Below are 22,475 nucleotides of genomic sequence, written 5' to 3' on the forward strand. Positions count from 1 at the left end.
TCGGCGTAGGTCAGGGCGGTGTCGTCGCACGTCACGGCTACCGCGTCCGGTGCACGCTCGGCCTGCGCCTCGAACAACCCCGGCAGCGTGGTCTCTGCAACCGGCGGAGCATCCGCGGCCATACCCAGCAGGGCGGTGCGGTCCTCGTCGGTGAGCAGGTCGATCCGGCCTACGGGTTGGGTGGGATCGGCCGTGGTCACGGCCCGTAACACGGTGAGCAGGCGCTGATGATGAGCGGCCAGCTCGCCGTCCGAGCAGATCTCAGGGTGGGCATTGACATCGACCTTGAGGCCGGTCCCGTCGCGCCGGTCCCACACGGCGACCGTGAAGTCGCCCACCAGGCCCGAGGAAAGGTTGTGCGCGGTGGTCGGCAGACCGGCGAAGTCGAGCACGTAGTCGAACGACATCACGTTGACGACCGGTGCGTACCACGTTCCCAGACTGCCCGGCAGGTCCAGGTCCCGTTGCAGGTCCTCGGCCCGGTACCGCTGGTGCCTGCCCAGCTCGACCACTCGGTCCGCGATCTGCCCGAGGAGGTCACCGAGCGACAGATCCGGTCGGAACGAGAGCCGCAGCGGAAGGACGTTGGAGGCCATGCCGGGAGTACGGCGCTGGAGCTGGTCCAGACGCCCGGTCACCGGCAGGCCGAGCACGACGCACGATGAGCCGGTCATCCGATGGAGATAGACGGCTGTTGCCGCGATGACCAGGTGTGACCAAGGGGCCCGGGCGTGCCGCGCCGCTGCGCGTAAGTCGTTCAGCTCCACGGCCCCCAGGCCGGCTGTCCGCCGAAGGTAGTGCTCCGGGGTGGTCGACGGCCGGTCGACGAACCCGGTCGGTTCGGGGCGGTCGGCGAATTGCTCGGTCCAGTACTCCCGGTCGAGGGAGAATTGTTGGGAATCGCGGTACTTCTCATCGGCGGCCAGCAGCTCGTGCAACGGGCTGAAGGGGCTCGGTTTCACCGGGTGGTCCTGGACAAGGGCGGTGTAGACCTCGGCGACCCGGCGGGTGATCAGGAGTGCTCCGAAGGCGTCCATCACGGCGTGGTGGTAGCCCTGGTACCAGTAGAAGCGGTCGGGGCCCAGACGGAGCAGCGCGTACTCGAAGAGCCGGTCGCCGGCGAGGTCCATCGGCCGGGCCACCGCGGCCTCCAGCCAGGCGTGGGCGGCTCGTTCGGGGTCGGGTTCGGCGCTGAGGTCGATCATCGTGGGCGACCAGTCACCGAGTCCGTGGAGGACCTGTCGGCCGTCGCCGCGCTCTTCCACAAAACGGACGTGCAGTGCCTCCGTCTCGGAGACAACCCGCAGGAGGGCTTGCTCGAAGAGCACCGGATCCACTCGTCCGTGGATTTCCAGATAGTCGCCCACCCGGAAAACCCGGTTGGCTCCCGCCAACCGCTGTTCGGCCATCCATATCTCGCGTTGCGCGGCCGTGAGCGGCAGTGTGGCGCCAGCACTGATGGACAAGTCCCCACCTCCGGAATATCCCCCGCGCGGACATTGCCTGGGGGAGAAAAGTAAAAGAAATCCTGACAGCCGCGAAGACAATGAGAAAGCGCGACCGGACATCGGAGAATGCGCGACCGTCTGACCATCGGAACGGTGGGTCGCCTCGTACGCCGGAACCGGCGCAACTGCCCTGAACCAAAATCCCTAGAAACCTAACCCGAGGTCACTGGGTGGTCAAGGAGATCAATGTGGGAGGTCTCGTATGTGTCCCGCCGGCGGGACAACCGGCGTACGCCGCAGCCGACGGAATCCTGTGGGTGCGCAGCCTCGCGGGCGGTCCAACGACGATCCCCGCAGGTGTGCGCTGCCGAGGACTCGCTGGTGAGAGGAGTGCGAACGGCTTCGACTGCCACGCCGGTCACCTCACGCGCAGGGTCCTCCAGCGGCGCATCGCGTCGAATGCCGGCTCCTTCCGAGGCGGTCCGGGTGCGTTGGTGGCGTGCTTGCTCGGCGTTTCTCGGCGGTGCTAACTTCACCGTCATCAAATGCCGGAGCGAATATTGCACGGGCCGGTTTTCTCGTAAGGATGCGTTTATGGCGGATGCATGGTGGGGAGAACACCTGTTGGGTCGAGGGGCCGACGACGAGCTGTGGGCGGTTTCCCGTGCTCCCGTCACCCGTGGCGAACTCCGGGCAGCGGTCGGTGGCCTTGCAGGCGATTTCCGGGAGCACGGTATTGCCCACGGCAGCTCCGTTCTACTGCGCATGAAGCCGAGTTTCACGTATCTGCAGGTACTGCTGGCTCTGTGGAGCCGCGGGGCGCAAGTCATTCTGGTCGATTTTCGGCTGAGACCGGCCGAATACGAGCCGCTGGTGGAGCTGGTGCGTCCGCAGTACCTGGTTGCGGCGGCCGGGGCTGATGGGCCGGTGGCCGGATTCCGTCAGGAGTCCGCATTCTCGGTCCGGCGGCTGTCGAACGGGCGGCCGGCCGACGACGACATCCGCCTGGTGCAGTTCAGCTCGGGTTCGACGGGCAGGCCGAAGGTCATCGGCCGCCCGGCCGACTCCGTGCTGGCCGAGCTCGACCGGCACGCCGCACTCCCCGGGGTTCCTGGCAAGGGCGACCGGGTTCTGCTGCTGAACTCCGTCATGCACAACATGGGTCTGGTCAGTGGGGTGCTGCATGCGCTGGTGTCCGGGGCGACGCTGGTCGTCCCCCCGACGCTCCGCCCCACCGAGGTGGTGCGGCTGATGTCAGCCGCCGAGATCTCCGCCGTGTACGGGACACCCGCCCACTACGAACTCCTGGTGCGCACAAGGGATCCGCTGGACCTGCCCTCGCTGCGGCTGGCCGTCTCGGGCGGTGAGCGGGTTCCGCACGAGACCTACGAGCAGTTCGGTGAGCGCTTCGGCCTGCCGATCAGCCAGGTCTACGGCCTGACCGAGATCGGGCTGATCGCTGGTGACCTCTCCGGGACGTGCCTGCCCCCACAGCTGGGGCCACCGGTGCCGGGGGCCGAGGTGAAAGTCGTCGACGAGGAGCTCCACGTCCGGATGGACCGCTCGCCGTACCTCTACGGGGAGTATGCCGACCGCTTCACGGACGGCTGGCTGCGGACCTTCGACCGATTTCACCAGGACCCGACGACCGGGGTGCTGACCATGCTCGGCCGGACCGACTCGCTCGTCATCGTCGGCGGGTTGAAGGTCGACCTCACAGAAGTGGAGGCGGCCCTGCTGAGCCATCCCCGGGTGACCGATGCCGTGGTGACCCATGCGGAGGCCATCGAAGCGTTCGTCGGAGCCCATGAGGCGGTCACCGCGGACGAACTCACCGTCTGGTGCCGGGAACGGTTGAGCGCGGCCAAAATCCCCAGGCGGTTCTTCGTCACGCGGCAGCTGCCCCGGAACTCGATGGGCAAGTTGACCCGCAACCGCGCACTGATGCACGAGCACGTCACGTCGGAGGCGTCTTCCAAGCCATGGGACACAGCATGATCTCAAAGAGTGACATCAGAGTGATCCTGTCCGAGAATGCCGGGCTCGGGCCCCCGGACGAGTTTCCCGACGATGCCGAACTGGTGATCGACTCGCTCACCCTGCTCGTCCTCCAACATGTGCTGGAGGAGAAGCACGGTGTCGTCATAGACCCGCAGTTCGAGGACATGGAGCTGTTCACCTCGATCAACGGGATTCACAAGTACGTGATGAGGGTCGTCGAAGAGAGATGACGAACCCCACCGCCCGGCAATGCCGGCGCGGGCATGAAGCATGCGCAGCCACCCGAATCTGACCACTTTCTGTAGGGAGAAACGATGGCCAACCCCTTCGAGAACCCTGACGGCAGCTACCTCGTACTCGTCAACAACGAGGGCCAGCACTCGCTGTGGCCCGCCTTCGCCGAAGTGCCCGCGGGCTGGACGGTCGCCCTCGCCGAGACCGACCGCCAGTCCTGCCTCGACTACGTCGAGGAGCACTGGACCGACATACGCCCCCTCAGCCTCGTACGCCGATAGGAGAACGCGATGGACGACACCGCCTTCCAGACACTGCTCCTGAGAGAAGAGGACCTCGAAGAGTCGTTCTTCGGCGAGGAACCGAGCGCCGCCTACGACCCCAGCTTCGTTTCCGGTGACGAGTCGGGGCGCGCCATTGTCGACCTGACGAACATGCTGACGCACGGCACGCATCCGGAGGCGACACAGCATGCCTCCGCACTGTTCACGAACGTCGTGGGCTCGGTGATATTCCACAACGTCACGCGGTTCGGCAACCAGGCCTGCCGGCAGGTGTTCGAGGAGATCTCCGCCGCAGTACGCGACTGCACGCACTACCGGATGGAACTGAACGACGGCGTCCAGCTGGACATCACGAAAGTCGGCCAGGAACCGATCTCCGTCGGAGACGGCAGCTTCATGGTGCGATGGCTGTCCACCGTCGAGCACTTCCGTATCGAGACGTCCTGGGTCATCGTGATGAAGGACGACATCCTTTCGCTGGTGAACACCCGAGTCCCGGACGAGTCCGAGATCCGTCGTCTCGCGCGCATCGCGGTCGATCGCGTGTCGGATCTGACGGGAACACCATGAACTCCACGGGATCCGTCGTCGATATCGAGTCCGCGCTCGAATCGGTCGACTTATGGCTGACCGACTACATTGCGACGAACCATCCGGAGATCGGCCGAATGGGCCCCATCTGCCCTTTCGTGGCCCCCTCTCGCAAGAACAGAACCATGGAGATCCGTATCCGCCTGGTCGGGCACTCGCCGACCCCCGACCTGGTGGAGGAGATCGTACGGAGCAGCCTGCACGAGTACCTGCTGACCTCCTGGCAGGGACGGAATCCCATGCTGCGCGCCATGGTGGTCGTCCTTCCCGATCTCCACAGCGAGGACACCGAGCTTCTCGACAAGGCGCAGGAACGCGTCAAGGACGACTACGTGGCGCAGGGCCTCATGGTCGGTCAGTTCCACGAGAACTGCGATGTGAGGGCAGCAAGGAATCCGCGGTTCGCTGTGAGCAAGGCACCCGTACCCGTCCTCGCGATTCGCTCCATCGCCCTGCACGACATCTTCTTCCTGTCCGAGCGGGCGCAATGGTTCGAGAAGTACCGTGAGAAGTTCGGCAAGTTCTTCGGACCGCAGACCGCGCCGATGGACGCGATCCTGGTGGAGCGCTACCGGCAGTCCGAACGGGACTACGGGTACCGGGACTGACCTCGCCGTTGCGCCGACAACGCTCAGCTGATCCGCAGGACTCCGGGGAGCTCGATCGCGGCGCCTGATGATTCCGGGCCACGGCAGGTGCGGCGGTGCAGACGGGCCATCCGGTCCGTGCGGAGGTTGTCGCGGAAGGCCGGGTGGCCGTGCAGGCGTCGCACGTAGGCCCACAGGCGGTCGTGCCGGGCGATGGCGTGTACCGCGTCGGCGTCCAGGTGGAGACGGCCGACGAGGTCGAGGTGTACGAGGGTCACCCAGAGGTCCACGTCCGCGGCGGTCAGTTCGTCGCCCAGCGCATAGGGCCCGGTGGCCAGTTGGCGGTCGAGAAGGTCCAGTGCCGCGAGCAGGGTTTCCAGCGCCTCCCCTCGGCGGTGCGATGCCGGGGCCGCACCGGCCCGTTGGGCGGCTTCGGCGATGTCCTCGTCAAGGAGTTGCCGGATGGTCTCGATGTCCGCGACGAGGGCCGGCGGGCGCAGGCGGGGCAGGCCGTCCCGGCCGTGCTCGGTGAGGTGGTCGGCGAGGTCGACGAGGTCGCGGAGGATGTCGGGGGTCTGATCGCTGACGATGCGTCCGCTCCAGCGGTCGGACAGCGCGGGCACGGTGAGTGGACCGTCGTAGTGGTGCCGGGTGGCCTCGTAGGCGCTGCGCAGTGCCACGAGCGGGTCGGGGGTGCCGGCCGACCGGGGGACGGGGGTGATGGTGACCGAGTCCGTGAGGGCGAGCAGGTCCAGGGTGATCGACACCCGCAGGGACCGCGGACAGCCCGGCGCTAGGTACACGTTGTAGCGGAGGGGCGCCGGATAGAACCCGCCGGCGAGGTCGACGCCGATACGGCTGCCGAAGTGCGACGCGCGGGCGGCCAGGGTGACCTGGGGGTCGGACACGGCGGGTCGGAGATCGCGGACGGTGGCCGGGCGTGAGGTGAGCGGGCTGGGCAGAGCTGTCTCGGGCATGGCTCTCCAATGCGGGGAGGGAAGCAGCCTGGGCGTGCCGAAGCGGCATCGGTGGCAGGACGCCTGGAGAGCCCGGTGTCTGGGTGTGCGGACGACGCCTGGCCCGGTGATGTGCGCCTACGGGAGCCCCTCAGGAGCTGTCCCGGTCAGACCGCCGGGCTGCCGGTCGCGCTGCAGACCCGCAACAGGTCGATGTGGAGACGTCGGGTCAGGAGCGGCCGACGGGCGCTCGCCTTCCCCGTCCCACTGCCAGTGCGCGGCATCTCCACCGGTCCCATCATCGGGGCTCGTGAGACACGAGACCACGCTTGTCCCGCCACCCCGGCAGGACCCGGTCATCACCCAGGGCACCCCGTCGCGGAGAAGGGTTGCCTGTCAGCGGGCCGGGGCCGATGACCCACTGGGGCAGGAACCCCGAGGTGGGCGCTGAATATCGTTACCGTCCTCAACAGTGTGGTTGCGCCCTGTGACGGAGTCAAGAAGGCGGCGGCTCCGTCTCATGGACCGGTACTGGACGACGGACACCACGCTGGTGAGGATCACGTACCAGACGGTGGCGACCACCGGGTGCTGGACGGCGTGGACCTGACGGTGCGGCCAGGACAGGTCACGGTGATCCTCGGGCCGTCCGGCTCCGGCAAGTGCACCCTGCTGCGGGTGATCAACCACCTGGAGAAGCCGGAGGTCGGCTACGCCAGCCTCAACGGCGAACTGATCGGCGTCCGCAGACAGGGCGAACGGCTCAAGGAGCTGAGCGAGCGCGCGATCCTCGCTCAGCGCAGCCGGATCGGCTTCGTCTTCCAGAACTTCAACCGCTTCCCGCACCTGACCGTGCTGGACAACGTGGCAGCGGCGCCCGTGGCGACGGGCCTGCTGCGCAAGCCCGAGGCGCAGGCGCTGGCCCGTACCCTCCTCGACCGGGTGGGGCTGGCCGACAAGACCGGTGCGCATCCCCGGCAGTTGTCCGGCGGCCAGCAGCAGCGGGTGGCGATCGCCCGTGCCCCCGCACTGCGGCCGGGGGTGATTCCACCTCGTACGGACGCCTGAGCATGGGGCGGAATAGGTGGCGTGGCGGCTGCGTTGTGGGCGACGGGGGTACAGGCATGCCCCCCGGGTCGGCACTTTCTGGTGGACCGCGGACACGATGGGTGGAGGTGACGTCGATGCAGGCTGAATCCGGCCGGTTCGTCGTCGAACCCCTGGTCCCGCGTGGCTGCGTGCACCTGTACTCCCGGTCCCACATCGACCTGCTGCGGCTGGCCGGCGCGCTCTGTTGCGCCTGACGCGTTCCCCGCGCCGGGCCCTGCCGAGCAGACCCGGCGATCGTGTACGGCCGATCAGGAAGACATCGTTGTGCCCGCATTTCCTCCTTCACCTCTGCATCTTGCCGTGGCCCTGGACGGCGCGGGCTGGCACCCGGCCGCCTGGCGCGCACCACAGGCCAGGCCTCGCGACCTGCTCACCGCCGGCTACTGGGCCGACCTCGTCACCGAGGCGGAACGCGGCCTGCTCGACTTCGTCACCTTCGAGGACGCCCTCGGGCTGCAGTCGTCGCGCTTCACCGAGCCGGACGATCGCACCGATCAGGTACGCGGCCGGCTGGACGCGGTCCTCATCGCCGCCCGCGTCGCACCGCTGACGCGTCACATCGGGCTGGTGCCGACCGTCGTCACCACCCACACCGAGCCGTTCCACATCTCCAAGGCGATCGCCACCCTGGACTACGTCAGCACCGGCCGTGCGGGCCTGCGGGTCCAGGTGTCGGCACGGCAGAGCGAGGCGGCCCACTTCGGCCGTCGTACGTTCCCGCCTCTGCGCATCGAGGACCTGGACACCCCGGAGGTCCGGGAGTTGACCGCCGAGCTCTTCGAGGAGGCCGCCGACCACGTCGAGGCCGTCCGCCGTCTGTGGGACAGCTGGGAGGACGACGCGGAGATCCGCGACACCTCCACCGGGCGCTTCGTCGACCGCGACAAACTGCACTATGTCGACTTCGAGGGCCGGCACTTCAGCGTCAAGGGACCCTCGATCACCCCCCGGCCGCCCCAGGGACAGCCGGTCGTCACCGCCCTGGCGCACCAGAGCGTCCCCTTCCAACTGGTGGGCCGTTCCGCCGACATCGGCTACGTCACCCCGCACGACCCCGGCCACGCCCGCGCCATCTCCGACGAGATACGCGCGGCCCAGGCCGCGGCAGGGCGCTCCGACGAGCCCCTGCACATCTTCGGTGACCTGGTGGTCTTTCTCGACGACGACGCGGCAGCGGCGGCGGACCGCAAGGCACGCTTGGACGACCTGGCGGGTTACCCGTACACCAGCGACGCGAAGATCTTCACGGGAAGCCCCGCACAACTCGCCGACCTGCTCCTGCAGTGGCAGCAGGCCGGACTGTCCGGCTTCCGGTTGCGTCCCGGCGTCATCGGCCATGACCTTCCGGCGATCACCCGCGGCCTGGTGCCCGAACTCCAGCGCCGCGGCGCCTTCCGGCGGGTGTACGAGGCCGACACCCTGCGCGGGCTGCTCGGGCTGTCCCGTCCCGCCAACCGCTACGCCACCGTCTGAGCCGGGAGGACCGTCCGACCATGAGCAAGCCACTGAAGCAGATCCATCTCGCGGCCCACTTCCCCGGTGTCAACAACACCACCGTGTGGAGCGACCCGCGGGCCGGCAGCCACATCGAGTTCAGCTCGTTCGCGCACTTCGCGCGGACCGCCGAACGCGCCAAGTTCGACTTCCTGTTCCTCGCCGAAGGGCTGCGGCTGCGCGAACAGGCCGGGCAGATCTACGACCTGGACGTGGTCGGGCGGCCGGACACCTTCACGGTGCTGTCCGCTCTGGCCGCGGTGACCGAGCGCCTGGGCCTGACCGGCACCATCAACTCCACCTTCAACGAGCCCTACGAGGTGGCCCGCCAGTTCGCCAGCCTCGATCATCTGTCGGACGGGCGTGCCGCCTGGAACGTCGTCACCTCCTGGGACGCGTTCACCGGCGAGAACTTCCGCCGCGGCGGCTTCCTCCCGCAGGACCAGCGGTACTCCCGCGCCACGGAGTTCCTCGCGACCGCCATCGAGCTGTTCGACTCCTGGCACGGTGAGGAGATCGTCGCCGACCAGGAGTCCGGCATCTTTCTGAAGGACGCGCGCGCCGGGGCCTTCGTCCATGAGGGAGAGCATTTCGACATCGCCGGGCAGTTCAATGTCCCGCGCAGTCCGCAGGGCCGTCCGGTGATCTTCCAGGCCGGTGACTCGGAGGAGGGCCGGGAGTTCGCGGCCTCCACCGCGGACGCGATCTTCAGCCGGTACGGCACCCTGAAGGAGGGTCAGGAGTTCCACGCCGACGTCAAGCGCCGGCTCGCCCGCTACGGGCGCCGCCCCGAGCAGCTGCTGATCCTGCCGGCCGCGACCTTCGTGCTCGGCGACACCGACGCCGAGGCCCAGGAGCTGGCCCGCGAGGTGCGCCGGCAGCAGGTCAGCGGAGCGACCGCGCTCAAGCACCTGGAGTTCGTCTGGAACCGCGACCTGTCCGGCTACGACCCGGACGGCCCGCTGCCCGACATCGACCCGGACCTCGGTGAGCACACCATCGCCCGCGGCCGCGCGCAGGTGCGGATGTACCGTGACCCGCTGGCCACCGCCCGCCAGTGGCGTGAGCTCGCGGCGGTCAACAACTGGTCGATCCGCGACCTCGTCATCGAGACCGGCAGCCGGCAGATCTTCGTCGGCTCCCCGGCCACCGTCGCCGAGTCCATCAACACCCTCGTCCAGGCCGATGCCGCCGACGGCTTCATCCTGGTTCCGCACATCACCCCCACCGGTCTGGACGGCTTCGCCGACACCGTCGTACCGCTGCTGCAGGAGCGCGGTGTCTTCCGCACCGCGTACGAGGGCACCACGCTGCGCGACCACCTGGGACTGGCCCACCCCGACGCCGCCGCCGAGCCGGGCACCGGGCGGGTGGCGTCGTGAAGTTCCTGGCCATCACCCTCATCGTGCACGCCCCCGACCCGGTGACCGGGGTGCTGAAGCCGACCCACGACCGTTTCCGCGAGGTGATCGACAACGCGGTGTTCGCCGAGGAGACCGGGTTCGACGGCTTCGGCGTCGGCGAACGCCACGAGCGGCCGTTCATCTCCTCGTCGCCACCGGTCGTGCTCAGTCACATCGCCGCGCTCACCTCCAGGATCCGGCTGTTCACCGCCGTCACCACCCTCAGCCTGCTCGACCCGGTACGCGCCTACGAGGACTACGCGACCTTGGACCACTTGTCCGACCCGCCTGGACCTGATCATCGGGAAGGGCAACGGCACCGCCCAGCGCGAGCTGTTCCAGGTCACTCCCGATGACCAGTGGGAGCGCAACGCCGAGAGCTATGAGCTGTTCCGCCGGATCTGGCGGGAGGACAAGGTGACCGCAGAACCGCGCTTCCGCCCGGAGCTCACCGCCGCCGAGGTGTGGCCCAGGCCGTACCAGCAGCCGGTGCGGGTCTGGCACGGCAGCGCCACCAGCCGGGAGTCCGTCGACCTCGCCGCCCGCTACGGCGACCCGCTGTTCTCGGCCAATGTCACCAACCCCATCGAGCCCTACGCCGAACTCGTCCGCCACTACCGGGAGCGCCGGGCCCACTACGGCCACGACGCCGCCCACGCGGTGGTCGGCGCCGGTACCGCCGGGTACTACGCGGCACGCACCTCGCAGGAGGCGATCGCCGCCTACCGGCCGGTCTTCGAGGGGCAGCTGGCCTTCCAGAAGCGGCTGGGTCTGGAGCCGGTGTTCGCGACCCTGGAGGACTTCGTGGAGCGCAGCTCGGCGCTGATCGGCAGCCCCCAACAGGTGATCGACAAGGTGCACCGCTACCACGAGCAGTTCGGCCACAGCGTGCTCCATCTGCAGGCGGACGCGAGCGGGCTCGGCGACGCCCGGCACCGGGCCTCGCTGGAACTCTTCCAGTCCGACATCGCGCCCGTACTGCGGCGCGACATCCCCGACCCACCGTTCCCCTGGGCCCCGGTCCTCGCCGCGCCCCGACCCGCCGACTTCTGAGGAGCACCCCGATCATGTCCGGCATCCCTCTCGGGGTTCTCGACCTCGTCCCGGTTCCGTCCGGGTCCACCGCGGCCGACGCGCTGCACAACAGCATCGACCTCGCCCGCCAGACCGAGCGGTTCGGCTACACCCGCTACTGGGTCGCCGAGCACCATCTCAACCCGGGCGTCGCCGGGACCTCTCCCGCTGTCGTGCTGGCCCTGACCGCCTCCGCGACCTCCACGATCAGGATCGGTTCCGGGGCGGTCCTGCTGGGCCACCGCACCGCCCTGTCCACCGTCGAGGAGTTCGGCCTCATCGACGCCCTGCACCCCGGGCGGCTCGACCTGGGCCTCGGCCGCTCCGGGGGACGTCCCCCCAGTCCGAGCGCGGACTCCGTTCCGGCCGTGGGACCCGTCGTGACCGCGACCCCGGTCATCGACGGACACGCTCCCAACGGGCTGCGGATCCCACCCCGGTTCTCCTTCGAGCACCTGCTCGGCTCACCCCGGTTCGCCCTCCAGCAGCGCCTGCTGCGCCAACCGAACGCCGAGGCGCAGGATTACGGCGAGCAGATCGACGACATCCTCGCCCTGCTGCGCGGCACCTACCGTTCGGCCGACGGCGTCGAGGCGCACGCCGTGCCCGGCGAGGGCGCCGCCGTGCAGGTGTGGATCCTGGGCAGCAGCGGCGGGCAGAGCGCCGACGTCGCCGGCCGCAACGGTTTGCGTTTCGCCTCCAACTACCACGTCAGCCCGGCCACCGTCCTGGAGGCGACCGAGGGGTACCGCGCCGCGTTCCAGCCCTCCGACGATCTCGACAAGCCGTACGTCAGCGTCTCGGCCGACGTCGTCGTCGCCCAGGACGACGCGACGGCCCGTGAACTCGCCGCCGGCTACGGTCCGTGGGTCCGCAGCATCCGCACCGCAGAGGGCGCCATCGCCTTCCCCACCCCCGAGCAGGCCCGCGCCCATGTGTGGACCGACGAGGACCGGGCTTTGGTGGCCGACCGCGTCGACACCCAGTTCGTCGGCACCGCAGGACATGTGGCCGACCAGCTCGAACGACTTCAGGAGGCCACCGGCGCCGACGAGCTGGTCATCACGACCATCACGCACGACCACGCCGACCGGGTGGGTTCCTACCGGCTCCTGGCCGAGGAGTGGCAACGCCGCTGAGGTCCTTCCCATGACGGGCCGCTGGGGGCCTGACAGCCCGCGGTCAATGGGTCGTAACGCATCGGCGGACTGTCAGTCTGGGTTGACAACATGATGGCTGTCAGCCCAGACTGACAGTCATGGAAGCAGGAGATCTCGCAGAACGCCTCAGGTCGCACGACCCCGCCGTCGGGCTACGGGCGGTGGGCGCCCTGCACCGACTGGCCGAGCAGATCGAAACGGCAGCGGTGGTCCGCGCCAGGGAGCAGGGATGGTCCTGGGAACAGATCGGGGATGCCCTCGGCGTGTCACGGCAATCGGCGCACGCCAAACACGGGAAGTGAGACGACAGTGTTCGAACAGTTCGCAACAGGTGCCCGCGCGGCGGTCACGTCCGCTCTGGAAGAAGCCAGGCTGCGCGGCGATCGCCGCATCGGCACCGAGCACCTCCTCCTGGGAGTACTCCACGAGCCCGGCTCGCTCGCGGTCCGATCCCTCGGTACCGACCTGGAGGCCGCACGTACCGCCCTCGACGTCCTCGACCGGTCGGCACTGGCCGCGATCGGCATCGACGTCCAGGGCGTCGAGAGGCCGCCGGTCCCCGTCTCACGCAAGCGCACCCCCTTCACCTCCGGTGCCCGCTCGGTGCTCCCGCGCGCCCTCGTCGAGGTGAAGAAGGCCGGCAGCCGGCGCATCACGCCGGAGCACCTGCTGCTCGCGATCCTTGACTGTGAGCGGCCTGATCCCGCGGCAGAGCTGATGGAGCAGCTGGGCATCGACCGTGCGGCCGTCCGTGAACGCATCAGGCAGGCGGACGCCTGAGATCCCCGGTCCACCCAGAGATCGTCATGAGGTGGTGAGTTCGCGTACGAGCGCGGCGACCTGCTCGGTTTCGATGAGAAAGCCGTCGTGACCGTAGGGGGAGTGGACCATTCGCAGCCGGTCGGCCGAAGGAATACCGGCTGCCAACTCGGCCTGCTGGGCGGGTGGGTAGAGACGGTCGGAGTCGACTGCGGCGACCAGCGTCCTGGCGGTGACCCGGCGCTGCCCGCCTCGACGCCGTCACGCAGTTCGAAGGCCAGGACCGCGCCGGCACCACGCGGCAGATAGCGCTGCCCGGCCTCGTACCACTGGTTGGACGGCAGGCCCGGGTAGTGGACGGCGGCGACCTCGTCGCGCTGCTCCAGCCATTCGGCGAGCGCCTGGGCGTTGGCCGAGTGCCGTTCGATGCGCAGGCTGAGTGTCTCCACGCCCTGCAGCAGCAGGAAGGCGGAGAGCGCGCCGAAGGCGCGGAGACAAGGGGGATGATCAGCGGCCGGAGAGGGCGGCCGGACGCCGGGAGCGTGGCGTCAGCGCACGGCGCGACAACCGGTGCTGGTGACACGCCCGTAGTCCACGTGGCGACGGGTCACAAGCAGGGTCATGCCGCAAAAAACCCACAGTGATGAGATCCGCACCAGCACGTCGTGCAGACCGAGTTGGGTCCCGGCCGGCCCGGCCGCCGCGGGCAGCCGAAGCCGGCTCGCGATCGAGGTCTCATCCGCGCTCGCGGAGGTACGCCTCCAGCTCTGCCGCCCCGGTCAGCATCGACCGTCCGCGGGCGGAGAGTCGACCGTGCCAGTCGCACAGTGCGGCCTCCAGCGGTTCCAGGCCGCCGGCCGCCCGCACCTGGGTGATCAGCGGGGCGATCTGCTCCAGCAGATAGCCGCCCCGCCTGAGCTGATGGGCCAGCCGGGCATCCCGAACGTCGGCCTCGTCGTAGACGCGGTAACCGGTCCGTGGGTCGCGGCGCGGGCGCACCAGCTCGGCGCGCTCCCATTTGCGCAGCGTCGCGGGCCGGATTCCGAGCTGGTCCGCCAGCGGCCCGATGAACGTGGGCCCAATGAAGGTGCCGCCGGGCCCGGACACCGCGGCCGGCTCGGACTCCACGCCGGGCTCGGACCCGACACCGGGCTCGGACCCCAAACCGGGCTCCAGGTCGCGGAGGGCGCTCTCCACAGCCTGGAGCGTCCGCCGGTCGCCGAGCAGTTGGGCGTGGCTCTCGTCGATGAGGCGCAACGCCTCGTCGACCGCACCCTGGTTCACGGCCCGCAGGATCGCCGCCGCCGTCCGGTGGCCGTGGCCGGGCACCAGGGCGAGGAACGCGCGCAGGGCCCCGGCGTGCAGCGGGGTGTAGGTGCGGTAGCCGTGGGGTGTGCGAACGGCGGCCGGCAGGATGCCGGCCTCCTCGTAGTTCCTGACCGCCTGCGTGGACAGACCGTGCCCGCGCGCCAGATCGACCGGCCTGAGCCGATCACCACTTTGAAGGTTTCTCCGCATGAAGCTGACGATATCGCGGGAAAGTTTCAACCGAAGGTTCAACGATACCGTTGAAGGCATGGCTACTGACATCAAGGACACCGTCCATGCCGTCGAGGCTGCCGCCGTCATGAGGCTGCTCCAGGACCGGCCTCGGCTGCTCGCCCTGGGCGAGCCCACCCACGGCCAGGATGCTCTGCTCGACCTGCGCAACGAGCTCTTCCAGCAGCTGGTCGAGCAGGAGGGCTACCGGACGATCACGATCGAGAGCGACTGCATGATGGGACTGGTCGTGGACGACTACGTCACCTCGGGCACGGGCACTCTCGACGAGGTCATGGAGCAGGGAGTCAGCCACGGCTGGGGCACCTTCGCGGCCAACCGCGAGCTCGTGCGCTGGATGCGCTCCTACAACGTCCGCGCCGAGACCGACGGCCGGCCCGCGTTTGAGCGGCTCCGCTTCGCCGGGTTCGACGGCCCGCTGGAGATCACCCATGCCGCGAGCCCCCGGCAGGCCCTCACCGCACTCCACGGCTACCTCGCGGCCCGGGTGGAAGCGGACCTGCTCCCCTGTACCGCGGACACCCTCGACCGCCTGCTGGGTGCCGACGACCGGTGGACCGATCCCGCCGCGATGATGGACCCGTCCCGATCCACGGGGCAGTCGGCCGAGGCCGGTCAACTGCGGCTGCTCACCGACGATCTGGTGGCGCTGCTCGACGCGCGGACGCCGCACCTGATCACGGCGAACTCGCGGGACGACTGGGACCGGGCTCGCCTGTACGGGCGCACCGCGACCGGCCTGCTGCGCTACCACCACTCGATGGCCGACACTTCACCGGCCCGCATGACCCGGCTGTGCGCGCTGCGGGACTTGATGATGGCCCACAACCTCCTCGCCCTCGCCGAACGGGGCCCGGTACTCGTCCACGCCCACAACTCCCATCTCCAGCGGGAGAAGAGCACGATGCAGATGTGGCAGGGGCCGGTGGAGTGGTGGAGCGCCGGTGCGCTGGTGAGCGCCCAACTCGGCAAGGAGTACGCCTTCGTGGCCGCAGCCCTTGGCACGATCCGGCACCAGGGAGTGGACACACCGCCGCCGGACACCGTCGAAGGACTCCTGTACGCGCTCCCGGAAGACCGCTGCGTCATCGACGCCCCGCGGCTGGCCACCGCCCTCGGCACCACACGGCCCGAGACCCGCGTGTCCCCCTGGTTCGGCTACGCCCCGCTCGACCCGGCCCACCTGGCCGACAGCGACGGTCTCGTGTTCGTCAAGGACGTCCAGCAGAGCTGAATGGCGGAGACCGCCCTGGCGCCCGGGGGCCGGCACGCGAAAACCAGTGGAGCGGCGCCGTTGTGCGCCACTACCGTGCTGCCGGACCGAGTCGTCTGGGCAAGGACGTGCCGTTGTACACCGTGTGAGACCTCCCAAGTGCTGAATCGTCGCGCGTCGCGCATGTGCGCCGCGCTCCTTTTTGCTGCGGACTTCTCACCAGGACTGGTGTACCTCTGTGCTCAAGAACTGGGTGGTCACGCCCACCTGCCTTCCGCTCGTTCTCCGCCGTTGCCACGCGTGCGCGTCCGGGTGCTTCCGGGCAAGCGGTAAATTTCGCGTCAACGCACACCACAAGCTCATCGACGCCTGGCTCCTCGTGCTCTGTACCGCTTGCGGGGAAACGGCGAAGCTCACGGTCCTGGAGCGGGTGAATGTGCGCTCCGTCCGACCTGAGCTGCTGGACCGGCTGCATGACAACGACCCTGGCCTGGCAGCTGAGCTGCTCCAGGATCCGGTCGTGCGGCGCCGTAATCGCATCGCCCTCGGCTGGGACAATGCCTGGCGCCTCGACACCGGCGGATCGGATCACCTGGACCAAGAGGTGATCGACATCTCGGTCCGTTTCGCGGCGCGGATTCCGGTCCGGCCGGTGCGGCTGATCGCTGAAGGTTGCGGGCTTTCGCGGGCCGAGGTCGAGAGACTGATCATGGAAGGGAGTCTCGTTTCGGCGGTCCGGCTGAGCGGCAAGCTCTCCGGCGACTTCACCTTCACGCTGAAGCGCTGAGCCCTTCCCGGGACCAGGGCCTGTCCGGCACGATGCGCCGGACAGGCCCTGACGCCGGTCTCCTATGGCGCAGCCCGCCGCCGCTGCCCGTGGTGGGTGGTGGGGGTGGGCATGAGGCGCTCAGTCGGCCGGCAGATCAGGAGTCAGGGGATGAACTGGGCCTCGGCTCGCCGCCCGTGCCCCGGAGGGGGACCATGGAGCAGAGGGGCGATACGGGGGGACAAGCCGAGGAGGCGCCCGTGTCGCACACCCGGTCCATCGACGTACTGATCGCGGGCGCCGGCCCCGTGGGACTGAGCGCGGCTGCCGAGCTCCGCCGCCAAGGGGTGCGCTGCCGTCTCATCGACCGGCTGCCGGCCCGCCTCCCGTATGCCAAGGCTGTCGGCATCCAGACGCGCACCCTGGAGATCTGGGACCGGATGGGCCTGGTCCGCGCCGTCCTGGAAGCCGCCGTTCCGATGCACGGCCAGCTGATCTACGTCAACGGCCGGGAGCAGGCGCGGATCGAGCTCGCGCTGCCGCCCGAGGTGCCCTACGGATTCGCCGCGCTCCCGCAGTACGAGACCGAGCGCCTGCTGGAGGAATACGTCAGGGGCCTGGGCACGGCAATCGAGCGCTCCACCGAGTTGCTTTCGTTCACCCAGGACGCGGGCGGAGTCACCGCCCGCCTGATGACCGCGTCCGGCGGTGCCGAGGAGGTCCGTACGCGCTATCTGATCGGCTGCGACGGCGCGCACAGCACCGTTCGCAAAGGACTGGGGCTCGGCTTCGAGGGAGGCGCCTTCGCCGAGGAGTACATGCTGGCCGACGTCGAGGCGGACTGGGACCTTCCGCCCGGATACGGCGTGCGCTCCCTCCACCACACCGACGACGGCGCCACCGATGACCTGCTGGTCTGTATCCCGCTGCCCGGCGCCGGACGCTACCGCATGTCGATGCTGGTCCCGCCCGAACTCTCCGCCCAGGCGACAGACCCGGCGCCCGGGCGGACAGCCGGCGTAGCGCACGGCCTGGAGGGCGGCCGGGTCCCGGAGCTGTCCCATGTCCAGGCTGTCGTCGACCGCTTGGCCCCCAGGCCGGCCACCCTCTCCACCATGCGATGGTCCTCCGTCTTCCGCATCAGCCACCGGATCGTGGACCGCTACGCCGACGGCCGGGTCTTCATCGCGGGCGACGCCGCCCACATCCACCCACCGACCGGCGCCCAGGGCATGAACACCGGCATCCAGGACGCCTGCAATCTGGCCTGGAAGCTCGCGCTCGTCATCAGCGGGGAGGCCGGGCCGGCCCTGCTCACCAGCTACGACGCCGAACGTCGCCCGGTCGGCGAGGAGGTCGTCGGCCGGACGGTCCGGCACGCCACCCGCGGCATCGAGGCCGACCCGGACGACCCGAAGACCATCATGCTCCGCGAGGCCCAACTGCTCGTCGGCTACCGGGACGGCCCACTCGCCGACAGCCCGTACGGGCCGACCGACGCACCCCAGCCCGGCGACCGGGCCCCGGACTGCTCCGGCCTGACCACCCCCATCGCCACCTATCCGCTGCGCCTGCTCGACATCCTGCGCGACCGCACGGGCCACGTGCTGGTCCTGTACGCGGCCGAGGCGGCCGACCTGGCCGAAGCCGCCGATGCTGCCGGGGTGCTGCGGATGACCGGCAGCAGCCCTGACACCCCCGACGGCCCGGACGCCGGGGCCGGCCTGCAGACCATCGCCGTCCTCGCCCGGGAAGCCGCACCGACCGATCCCGGAGCCCTGGCCGTCCCCGGATACCGTGACACCGCCGGGGAGTTCGCCCGGTTGTACCGACCTGAGGGCCCGACCGGCTTCCTCGTCCGCCCGGACGGGCACCTTGGCGCCCGCTTCGCACTCGCCGACGCCAAGGCGGCTCTGTCCAGCTACGGTGCGGCCCTGTCCGCACCGGCCTGAACACCATGACCGACCGCATCACCGGTTCCGCACTCCGGCTCAGTCGACGAGTACGCCGGGGTTGAGGATGCCGTGGGGGTCGAGGGCGTGCTTGGCGGCGCGCAGAGCGAGTGCGAAGGGTTCCGGGCGCTGGCGGTCGTAACCAGGGCGGTGGTCGCGGCCGACGGCGTGGTGATGGGTGATGGTGGCGCGGTGGCGGTGGAGGACGTCACTTGCGACGGTCTTGAGGTGGTCCCAGATGGCGACTTCGTCGCCGGGGCGGCCGGCGGCGAGGACCGTGAAGTAGGGGGCGGCGCCGTCGGGGTAGACGTGTGTGAGGCGGCAGTTGATGGTTGCGGGGTGGCCGGTGATGTCGCGTGCGGCGGTCCCGACCTCGGTGCGGATGGCGTCGATGAGGGCGGGCAGCTGGTTCCAGGTGGTAGCCGTCTCGAAGGTCTCGACGACGGCTCCCATCCTGGCCAGACCGTCGCGCAGGTAGGGCATGCGCAGAAAGATGGAGCGCCAGGCACCGACGGCCGCGTCGGCCGGGGCGCCTGCCTCGGCGGCGGACTCACCGCCCCGTCCGCCGTGCGCGCGGGCGAGGTCGAGGGCCTGGGCAAGGCGAGCGTGGACGGGTGCGGTGGCGGACTCGAAGCCGAGGACGAGTACCGCGGAGCCGTCCCGGGAGGCGCCGGCGAGTGCTGCCTCGCCGGAGTCGAGCAGGCGGCAGTTGGCGGGGGCGAGATCGGACTGGGCGATGGCGCGTACCCCGTTCAGCGCGGCGTGGAAGTCGGTGAAGGCGAGGGAAGCGGAAGCACTGTGGCGGGGGCGTTCCTGCAGGCGCACCCATGCCTCGGTGATGACGCCGAGGGCGCCTTCGGAACCGAGGAAGAGGCGGTCGGGAGAGGGCCCGGCGCCTGAGGCGGGCAGTCGCCAGGACGTGCTGGTACCGGCGGGGGTCACCACGCGCAGGGACTGGGTGAAGTCGTCGATGTGGGTGCGGCCGGTGGCGTAGTGGCCGCCTGCCCGGGTGGCGAGCCAGCCGCCGAGGGTGGAGAACTCGAAGCTCTGCGGGAAGTGGCGCAGGGTCAGGCCATGGGGTCGCAGTTGGTCCTCCAGCGCGGGGCCGAAGGTGCCGGCCTGGATGCGAGCGGAGCGGCTGTCGGCGTCGATCTCCAGGACCCGGTCCATGGCGGTCAGGTCGAGGGACATGACGGCGTGGTGGGTGTCTCCGCGGTACTCCACACCTCCGGTGACGGAGGAGCCGCCGCCGAAGGGGACCACGGCGACGTGGTGTTGGCCGGCCCACTCCAGAAGGTCGGCCACGTCCTGGTCGCGGGTCGGATGGGCGACCAGGTCGGGGATCCGGCCGGGCTGCCCGCGCAGGGCACGGATGACGTCGCGATAGGCCTTGCCCATGGCGTGGGCGGCGCGCGGTCCGGGGTCGGCGGTGACCAGGTGGGCGAGGCTTTGCGGGGGCTCGGCGCCGGGGCGTCCGATGTTCAGGTCGGCTGTCCGCGGGGCCGGCAGCGGGTGGGGGAGAGTGCCGGGGAGCAGGGCGCCCAGGGCGGTGCACTCGGCGTCGTCGGGGTGAGCGTCGGCCCATCCCCATCCCCACCAGGAGCGGACGCGGGAGGTGCGGGGAGCGGTCGTGGGGTCGGGCATGGGTCCGATACTCCATGATGACTGAGGGTAATGTACCTGCCGGTAAATTAGGTTAGGGTAATATCGAGCCCATGACCACCCCCCAAGGCAGGGCCGGCACCAAGGGCGTCCCACGGCCTCGCCGTGAGCAGCAGATCCTGGCCGCCGCCACCGAAGAGTTCGGACGCCACGGCTACGCTTCCGCATCGCTGGCCGCCATCGCCGCACGCGTCGGCGTCACCAAGACGTTGCTGCACCAGTACTTCGGCGCCAAGCAGGACCTCTTCCTCGCCTGCCTGAACCCGGTCGGCGACCAATTGCTGGACGCCATGCGCGCCGCGATGGCGGAGGGCGACGCCACCGCAGCGCGCACACCACTGCTGGTGCTGCGCGCCATCTTCTCCGCACTGGACGGCCGACGTGAGGGGTGGTTCGTGCTCTACGACGCCTCGCTGCCCGCCGACAGCGAGCCCGCCCGCACCGCCGCGCGCTACCGGACCGCCATCGACCAGCTCGCCGCAACCGGCACCGCCGACCTGTTGCGCGCGACCGGGTCCCCCGACCCACTCGATGCGGACGCGCTCAAATACGCCTGGCGGGGCCTGGTCAGCGCCCTGGTCCGCTGGTGGATCAACCATCCGGACCAATCCCCGGACGCCATGGCGGACCGCTGCGCCCGCCTCTTCGCCGCCACCGGCAGAGCCTTCGACTGAAGTGCTGTCCTGGAGGTCGACGACCGTGTGTGGAGTCGACCGCGACGACTCCGTCTAGGAAGTCGAGCTGTCCGAGGTGCTCGACGGATCCATCCACATGATCTGCCAGCCGTGGCCGTCAAGGTCGAAGAAGCTGCGTGAGTACATGAAGCCGTGGTCCTCCGGGCCATCCGCCTCGGTGCCGCCCGCGGCAAACGCAGCCTCAGCGACCGTGTCGACCTCATCGCGGGTTGCCACGCTGAAGCAGTAGAGCGCCAGCGCGTGCGTGGTGGGATCGGCCATCGGCAGCTTCGAGAACTGCGCGAACTTCTCGTGGCTGAGCAGCATGACGGAGGCTTGCTCGCCGACCAGCATGCAGGCCGCGGTCTCGTCGCTGAACATCGGGTTGAAGCTGAACCCGAGCCGCGTGAAGAACGCCTTGCTGCGCTCGGCGTCCGCCACGGGCATGTTCACGAACAGCATGCGACCGGCGTGTGCGGGAGTGGTCATGGTGTGTCTCCAGTCCGAGGTTCGATGACGTACAACGGGGTAGACCCGCCGCGCCTGCAGAACTCATCGGTGGACTTCGGAATTCGCATCGGGCTCTTCATCCGCTGGGCAGGACGATCCGAAAGAAACGGCCTGGACATGTTGCCTCTTCCGCGGCACCCGCGCCGGGGCATCGCCTGCCCGGGTGGTACGAAGTCCAGTGTGAACGAACAGGCTCAGCCCGCGACCGTACGTGTGTTCATCGCGCTCGCCCCGCCCGACCACGCGAAAGAAGAGCTGTCCCGGGAGTTGCGCCCCGCCTATGACACGCACCCGGACATGCGGTGGAACCGTGTTGAGGACTGGCACATCACCCTGGCGTTCCTCGGGGAGCTCCCGGCCGAGACCGTTCCGCTGCTGCGCCCGCCTCTCGCCGACCTTGCGGCGGACCACCGGCCCCCGTGTCTGGCACTGCGCGGCAGCGGAAACTTCGACGACCGGGTGCTGTGGAGCGGAATCGACGGAGACCTCGAGGAACTGCACCTGCTCGCCGCCGCTGTGCGTACCGCCGTCAGGAACTGCGGTGTCGTCTTCGAGGAGCGGCCCCTGCGCCCCCATCTGACGTTGGCCCGGGCCCGCCGGGGCGACCGATCCTCCGTCGGAGAGATCGCCGCAGGCTTCGTCGGATTCACCGGCAGCCGATGGGCTGCCGAACGTCTGCACCTGGTCGGCAGCAACGTGGGCCGTAGCCGCGGGCCGATCCACTACCGGGACATCGAGGCGTGGACCCTCGGCAACGGCAACGGCAACGGCAACGGCAACGGCAACGGCAACGGCAACGGCAACGCGAACGGCCCCGGGCAACAGGGCGCATCCGGTCCGACCCGGCGCTAAGCGGGGTCGGGGCCGTCGGCGAATTGCGGCAGAACCATGTCGATCAGTGCGGTGACGTCGTTCCTCGGCATGCCGGGCGTGGAACCGCAGGCCGAGGCCGCTCGGGCGGAGATCCTCGAGTTCCTCCGGGTCTCCTTCACCACATGACCCGAACGCACGACGACTGATGACGAAGACACGTCAGC

21 protein-coding genes, 4 pseudogenes and 1 riboswitch are annotated in these 22,475 nt (G+C 69.5%); of the genes and pseudogenes, 18 read left to right on the forward strand and 7 right to left on the reverse strand.

The window, feature by feature from the left end; genetic code table 11:
• A partial coding sequence (locus tag C6N31_RS27390) for a condensation domain-containing protein (RefSeq protein ID WP_269770828.1) occupies positions 1-1,466 on the reverse strand: 1,466 nt, incomplete at its 3' end.
• Positions 1,467-1,934: 468 nt separating this feature from the next.
• On the opposite strand from C6N31_RS27390, the gene C6N31_RS27395 reads away from it, so the two are divergent.
• The 5 genes from C6N31_RS27395 (at position 1,935) to C6N31_RS27415 (ending at position 5,166) form a co-directional block, all read left to right on the forward strand.
• Positions 1,935-3,446: a class I adenylate-forming enzyme family protein gene (locus tag C6N31_RS27395; RefSeq protein ID WP_307811554.1), complete on the forward strand. Its 1,512-nt coding sequence runs from the start codon at positions 1,935-1,937 to the stop codon at positions 3,444-3,446.
• Positions 3,443-3,679 carry a hypothetical protein gene (locus tag C6N31_RS27400; protein ID WP_138351859.1) on the forward strand — a complete coding sequence of 79 codons (237 nt, stop codon included), beginning with the start codon at positions 3,443-3,445 and terminating at the stop codon, positions 3,677-3,679. Before C6N31_RS27395 ends, C6N31_RS27400 begins: the two co-directional genes overlap by 4 nt.
• A gap of 84 nt (positions 3,680-3,763) precedes the next feature.
• Positions 3,764-3,964 (forward strand): MbtH family protein, encoded by a 201-nt coding sequence (locus tag C6N31_RS27405; RefSeq protein WP_138351858.1) that lies wholly within the window; start codon positions 3,764-3,766, stop codon positions 3,962-3,964.
• A gap of 9 nt (positions 3,965-3,973) precedes the next feature.
• A complete protein-coding gene (locus tag C6N31_RS27410) occupies positions 3,974-4,537 on the forward strand; it encodes a hypothetical protein (RefSeq protein WP_138351857.1) in 564 nt (187 codons plus the stop codon).
• The gene (locus C6N31_RS27415; protein ID WP_331284125.1) at positions 4,534-5,166 is read left to right on the forward strand and encodes a DUF6875 domain-containing protein; all 633 of its coding nucleotides are present in this window, start codon (positions 4,534-4,536) and stop codon (positions 5,164-5,166) included. The genes C6N31_RS27410 and C6N31_RS27415 overlap by 4 nt, the downstream gene beginning before the upstream one ends.
• Before the next feature lie 23 nt (positions 5,167-5,189).
• Here C6N31_RS27415 and C6N31_RS27420 read toward each other — a convergent pair whose 3' ends face one another.
• Positions 5,190-6,122 (reverse strand): glutathione S-transferase C-terminal domain-containing protein, encoded by a 933-nt coding sequence (locus C6N31_RS27420; protein ID WP_138351855.1) that lies wholly within the window; start codon positions 6,120-6,122, stop codon positions 5,190-5,192.
• Between the two features lie 299 nt (positions 6,123-6,421).
• A riboswitch (SAM riboswitch) is annotated at positions 6,422-6,535 on the reverse strand.
• A gap of 97 nt (positions 6,536-6,632) precedes the next feature.
• Here C6N31_RS27420 and C6N31_RS27425 point away from each other — a divergent pair.
• The 8 genes and pseudogenes from C6N31_RS27425 to C6N31_RS27455 all read left to right on the forward strand — a co-directional run.
• Positions 6,633-7,148: pseudogene (locus C6N31_RS27425) on the forward strand (ATP-binding cassette domain-containing protein); the annotation flags it as partial.
• 137 nt (positions 7,149-7,285) lie between these two features.
• On the forward strand, positions 7,286-7,405 hold the full coding sequence (locus C6N31_RS46170; RefSeq protein ID WP_368860187.1) for a putative leader peptide: 120 nt from the start codon (positions 7,286-7,288) through the stop codon (positions 7,403-7,405).
• Between the two features lie 106 nt (positions 7,406-7,511).
• Complete coding sequence (locus tag C6N31_RS27430; RefSeq protein WP_381588361.1) at positions 7,512-8,684, forward strand: LLM class flavin-dependent oxidoreductase; 1,173 nt, start codon at positions 7,512-7,514, stop codon at positions 8,682-8,684.
• A gap of 20 nt (positions 8,685-8,704) precedes the next feature.
• Complete coding sequence (locus C6N31_RS27435) at positions 8,705-10,087, forward strand: NtaA/DmoA family FMN-dependent monooxygenase (RefSeq protein ID WP_198358487.1); 1,383 nt, start codon at positions 8,705-8,707, stop codon at positions 10,085-10,087.
• Positions 10,084-11,161 (forward strand): annotated as a pseudogene (locus C6N31_RS27440) (LLM class flavin-dependent oxidoreductase). The gene C6N31_RS27435 and the pseudogene C6N31_RS27440 overlap by 4 nt, the downstream one beginning before the upstream one ends.
• 14 nt (positions 11,162-11,175) lie before the next feature.
• Positions 11,176-12,321 carry an LLM class flavin-dependent oxidoreductase gene (locus tag C6N31_RS27445; protein ID WP_198358488.1) on the forward strand — a complete coding sequence of 382 codons (1,146 nt, stop codon included), beginning with the start codon at positions 11,176-11,178 and terminating at the stop codon, positions 12,319-12,321.
• A 119-nt stretch (positions 12,322-12,440) separates the two neighbouring features.
• The gene (locus C6N31_RS27450) at positions 12,441-12,644 is read left to right on the forward strand and encodes a helix-turn-helix domain-containing protein (RefSeq protein WP_138351851.1); all 204 of its coding nucleotides are present in this window, start codon (positions 12,441-12,443) and stop codon (positions 12,642-12,644) included.
• Between the two features lie 7 nt (positions 12,645-12,651).
• Positions 12,652-13,122 carry a Clp protease N-terminal domain-containing protein gene (locus C6N31_RS27455; RefSeq protein WP_138351850.1) on the forward strand — a complete coding sequence of 157 codons (471 nt, stop codon included), beginning with the start codon at positions 12,652-12,654 and terminating at the stop codon, positions 13,120-13,122.
• Positions 13,123-13,146: 24 nt separating this feature from the next.
• Here C6N31_RS27455 and C6N31_RS44240 read toward each other — a convergent pair.
• The 3 genes and pseudogenes from C6N31_RS44240 to C6N31_RS27465 all read right to left on the reverse strand — a co-directional run.
• Positions 13,147-13,362, reverse strand: a pseudogene (locus C6N31_RS44240) (homoserine O-acetyltransferase); the annotation flags it as partial.
• Positions 13,347-13,574 (reverse strand): annotated as a pseudogene (locus C6N31_RS27460) (PLP-dependent transferase); the annotation flags it as partial. The pseudogenes C6N31_RS27460 and C6N31_RS44240, both read right to left, overlap by 16 nt.
• Before the next feature lie 262 nt (positions 13,575-13,836).
• Entirely contained in the window at positions 13,837-14,619 is a 783-nt protein-coding gene (locus tag C6N31_RS27465) for a TioE family transcriptional regulator (protein ID WP_138351849.1), read from the reverse strand.
• 58 nt (positions 14,620-14,677) lie between these two features.
• On the opposite strand from C6N31_RS27465, the gene C6N31_RS27470 reads away from it, so the two are divergent.
• The 3 genes from C6N31_RS27470 (at position 14,678) to C6N31_RS27480 (ending at position 18,592) form a co-directional block, all read left to right on the forward strand.
• On the forward strand, positions 14,678-15,895 hold the full coding sequence (locus C6N31_RS27470) for an erythromycin esterase family protein (RefSeq protein ID WP_138351848.1): 1,218 nt from the start codon (positions 14,678-14,680) through the stop codon (positions 15,893-15,895).
• A 217-nt stretch (positions 15,896-16,112) separates the two neighbouring features.
• Positions 16,113-16,661 carry a DUF1062 domain-containing protein gene (locus C6N31_RS27475; protein ID WP_138351847.1) on the forward strand — a complete coding sequence of 183 codons (549 nt, stop codon included), beginning with the start codon at positions 16,113-16,115 and terminating at the stop codon, positions 16,659-16,661.
• 194 nt (positions 16,662-16,855) lie between these two features.
• The gene (locus tag C6N31_RS27480; RefSeq protein WP_198358489.1) at positions 16,856-18,592 is read left to right on the forward strand and encodes an FAD-dependent monooxygenase; all 1,737 of its coding nucleotides are present in this window, start codon (positions 16,856-16,858) and stop codon (positions 18,590-18,592) included.
• 39 nt (positions 18,593-18,631) lie between these two features.
• On the opposite strand, the gene C6N31_RS27485 is transcribed toward C6N31_RS27480, so the two are convergent.
• Positions 18,632-20,236, reverse strand: coding sequence for an FAD-binding oxidoreductase (locus C6N31_RS27485; RefSeq protein WP_138351845.1), 1,605 nt, complete (start codon positions 20,234-20,236; stop codon positions 18,632-18,634).
• Between the two features lie 71 nt (positions 20,237-20,307).
• Between C6N31_RS27485 and C6N31_RS27490 the strand changes: the two genes are divergently transcribed.
• Positions 20,308-20,928 (forward strand): TetR/AcrR family transcriptional regulator, encoded by a 621-nt coding sequence (locus C6N31_RS27490; RefSeq protein WP_198358490.1) that lies wholly within the window; start codon positions 20,308-20,310, stop codon positions 20,926-20,928.
• A gap of 54 nt (positions 20,929-20,982) precedes the next feature.
• Here C6N31_RS27490 and C6N31_RS27495 read toward each other — a convergent pair whose 3' ends face one another.
• Positions 20,983-21,417, reverse strand: coding sequence for a VOC family protein (locus C6N31_RS27495; protein ID WP_198358491.1), 435 nt, complete (start codon positions 21,415-21,417; stop codon positions 20,983-20,985).
• A gap of 201 nt (positions 21,418-21,618) precedes the next feature.
• On the opposite strand from C6N31_RS27495, the gene thpR reads away from it, so the two are divergent.
• Positions 21,619-22,290, forward strand: a complete 672-nt coding sequence (gene thpR, locus C6N31_RS27500; protein WP_198358492.1) for an RNA 2',3'-cyclic phosphodiesterase — start codon at positions 21,619-21,621, stop codon at positions 22,288-22,290.
• Positions 22,291-22,475: the final 185 nt, after the last annotated feature.

Source organism: Streptomyces fildesensis (genome assembly GCF_016107395.1).
Lineage (GTDB): Bacteria > Actinomycetota > Actinomycetes > Streptomycetales > Streptomycetaceae > Actinacidiphila > Actinacidiphila fildesensis.

Excerpts from the sequence above, each read along its gene's own strand:
- C6N31_RS27445 (WP_198358488.1), top strand. The coding sequence starts at position 11,176 with ATGTCCGGCATCCCTCTCGGGGTTCTCGACCTCGTCCCGGTTCCGTCC.
- C6N31_RS27400 (WP_138351859.1), top strand. The coding sequence starts at position 3,443 with ATGATCTCAAAGAGTGACATCAGAGTGATCCTGTCCGAGAATGCCGGG.
- C6N31_RS27450 (WP_138351851.1), top strand. The coding sequence starts at position 12,441 with ATGGAAGCAGGAGATCTCGCAGAACGCCTCAGGTCGCACGACCCCGCC.
- C6N31_RS27410 (WP_138351857.1), top strand. The coding sequence starts at position 3,974 with ATGGACGACACCGCCTTCCAGACACTGCTCCTGAGAGAAGAGGACCTC.
- C6N31_RS27480 (WP_198358489.1), top strand. The coding sequence starts at position 16,856 with ATGGAGCAGAGGGGCGATACGGGGGGACAAGCCGAGGAGGCGCCCGTG.
- C6N31_RS27405 (WP_138351858.1), top strand. The coding sequence starts at position 3,764 with ATGGCCAACCCCTTCGAGAACCCTGACGGCAGCTACCTCGTACTCGTC.
- C6N31_RS46170 (WP_368860187.1), top strand. The coding sequence starts at position 7,286 with ATGCAGGCTGAATCCGGCCGGTTCGTCGTCGAACCCCTGGTCCCGCGT.
- C6N31_RS27435 (WP_198358487.1), top strand. The coding sequence starts at position 8,705 with ATGAGCAAGCCACTGAAGCAGATCCATCTCGCGGCCCACTTCCCCGGT.
- C6N31_RS27485 (WP_138351845.1), bottom strand. The coding sequence starts at position 20,236 with ATGCCCGACCCCACGACCGCTCCCCGCACCTCCCGCGTCCGCTCCTGG.
- C6N31_RS27465 (WP_138351849.1), bottom strand. The coding sequence starts at position 14,619 with ATGCGGAGAAACCTTCAAAGTGGTGATCGGCTCAGGCCGGTCGATCTG.
- C6N31_RS27490 (WP_198358490.1), top strand. The coding sequence starts at position 20,308 with ATGACCACCCCCCAAGGCAGGGCCGGCACCAAGGGCGTCCCACGGCCT.
- C6N31_RS27470 (WP_138351848.1), top strand. The coding sequence starts at position 14,678 with ATGGCTACTGACATCAAGGACACCGTCCATGCCGTCGAGGCTGCCGCC.
- C6N31_RS27415 (WP_331284125.1), top strand. The coding sequence starts at position 4,534 with ATGAACTCCACGGGATCCGTCGTCGATATCGAGTCCGCGCTCGAATCG.
- C6N31_RS27495 (WP_198358491.1), bottom strand. The coding sequence starts at position 21,417 with ATGACCACTCCCGCACACGCCGGTCGCATGCTGTTCGTGAACATGCCC.
- C6N31_RS27420 (WP_138351855.1), bottom strand. The coding sequence starts at position 6,122 with ATGCCCGAGACAGCTCTGCCCAGCCCGCTCACCTCACGCCCGGCCACC.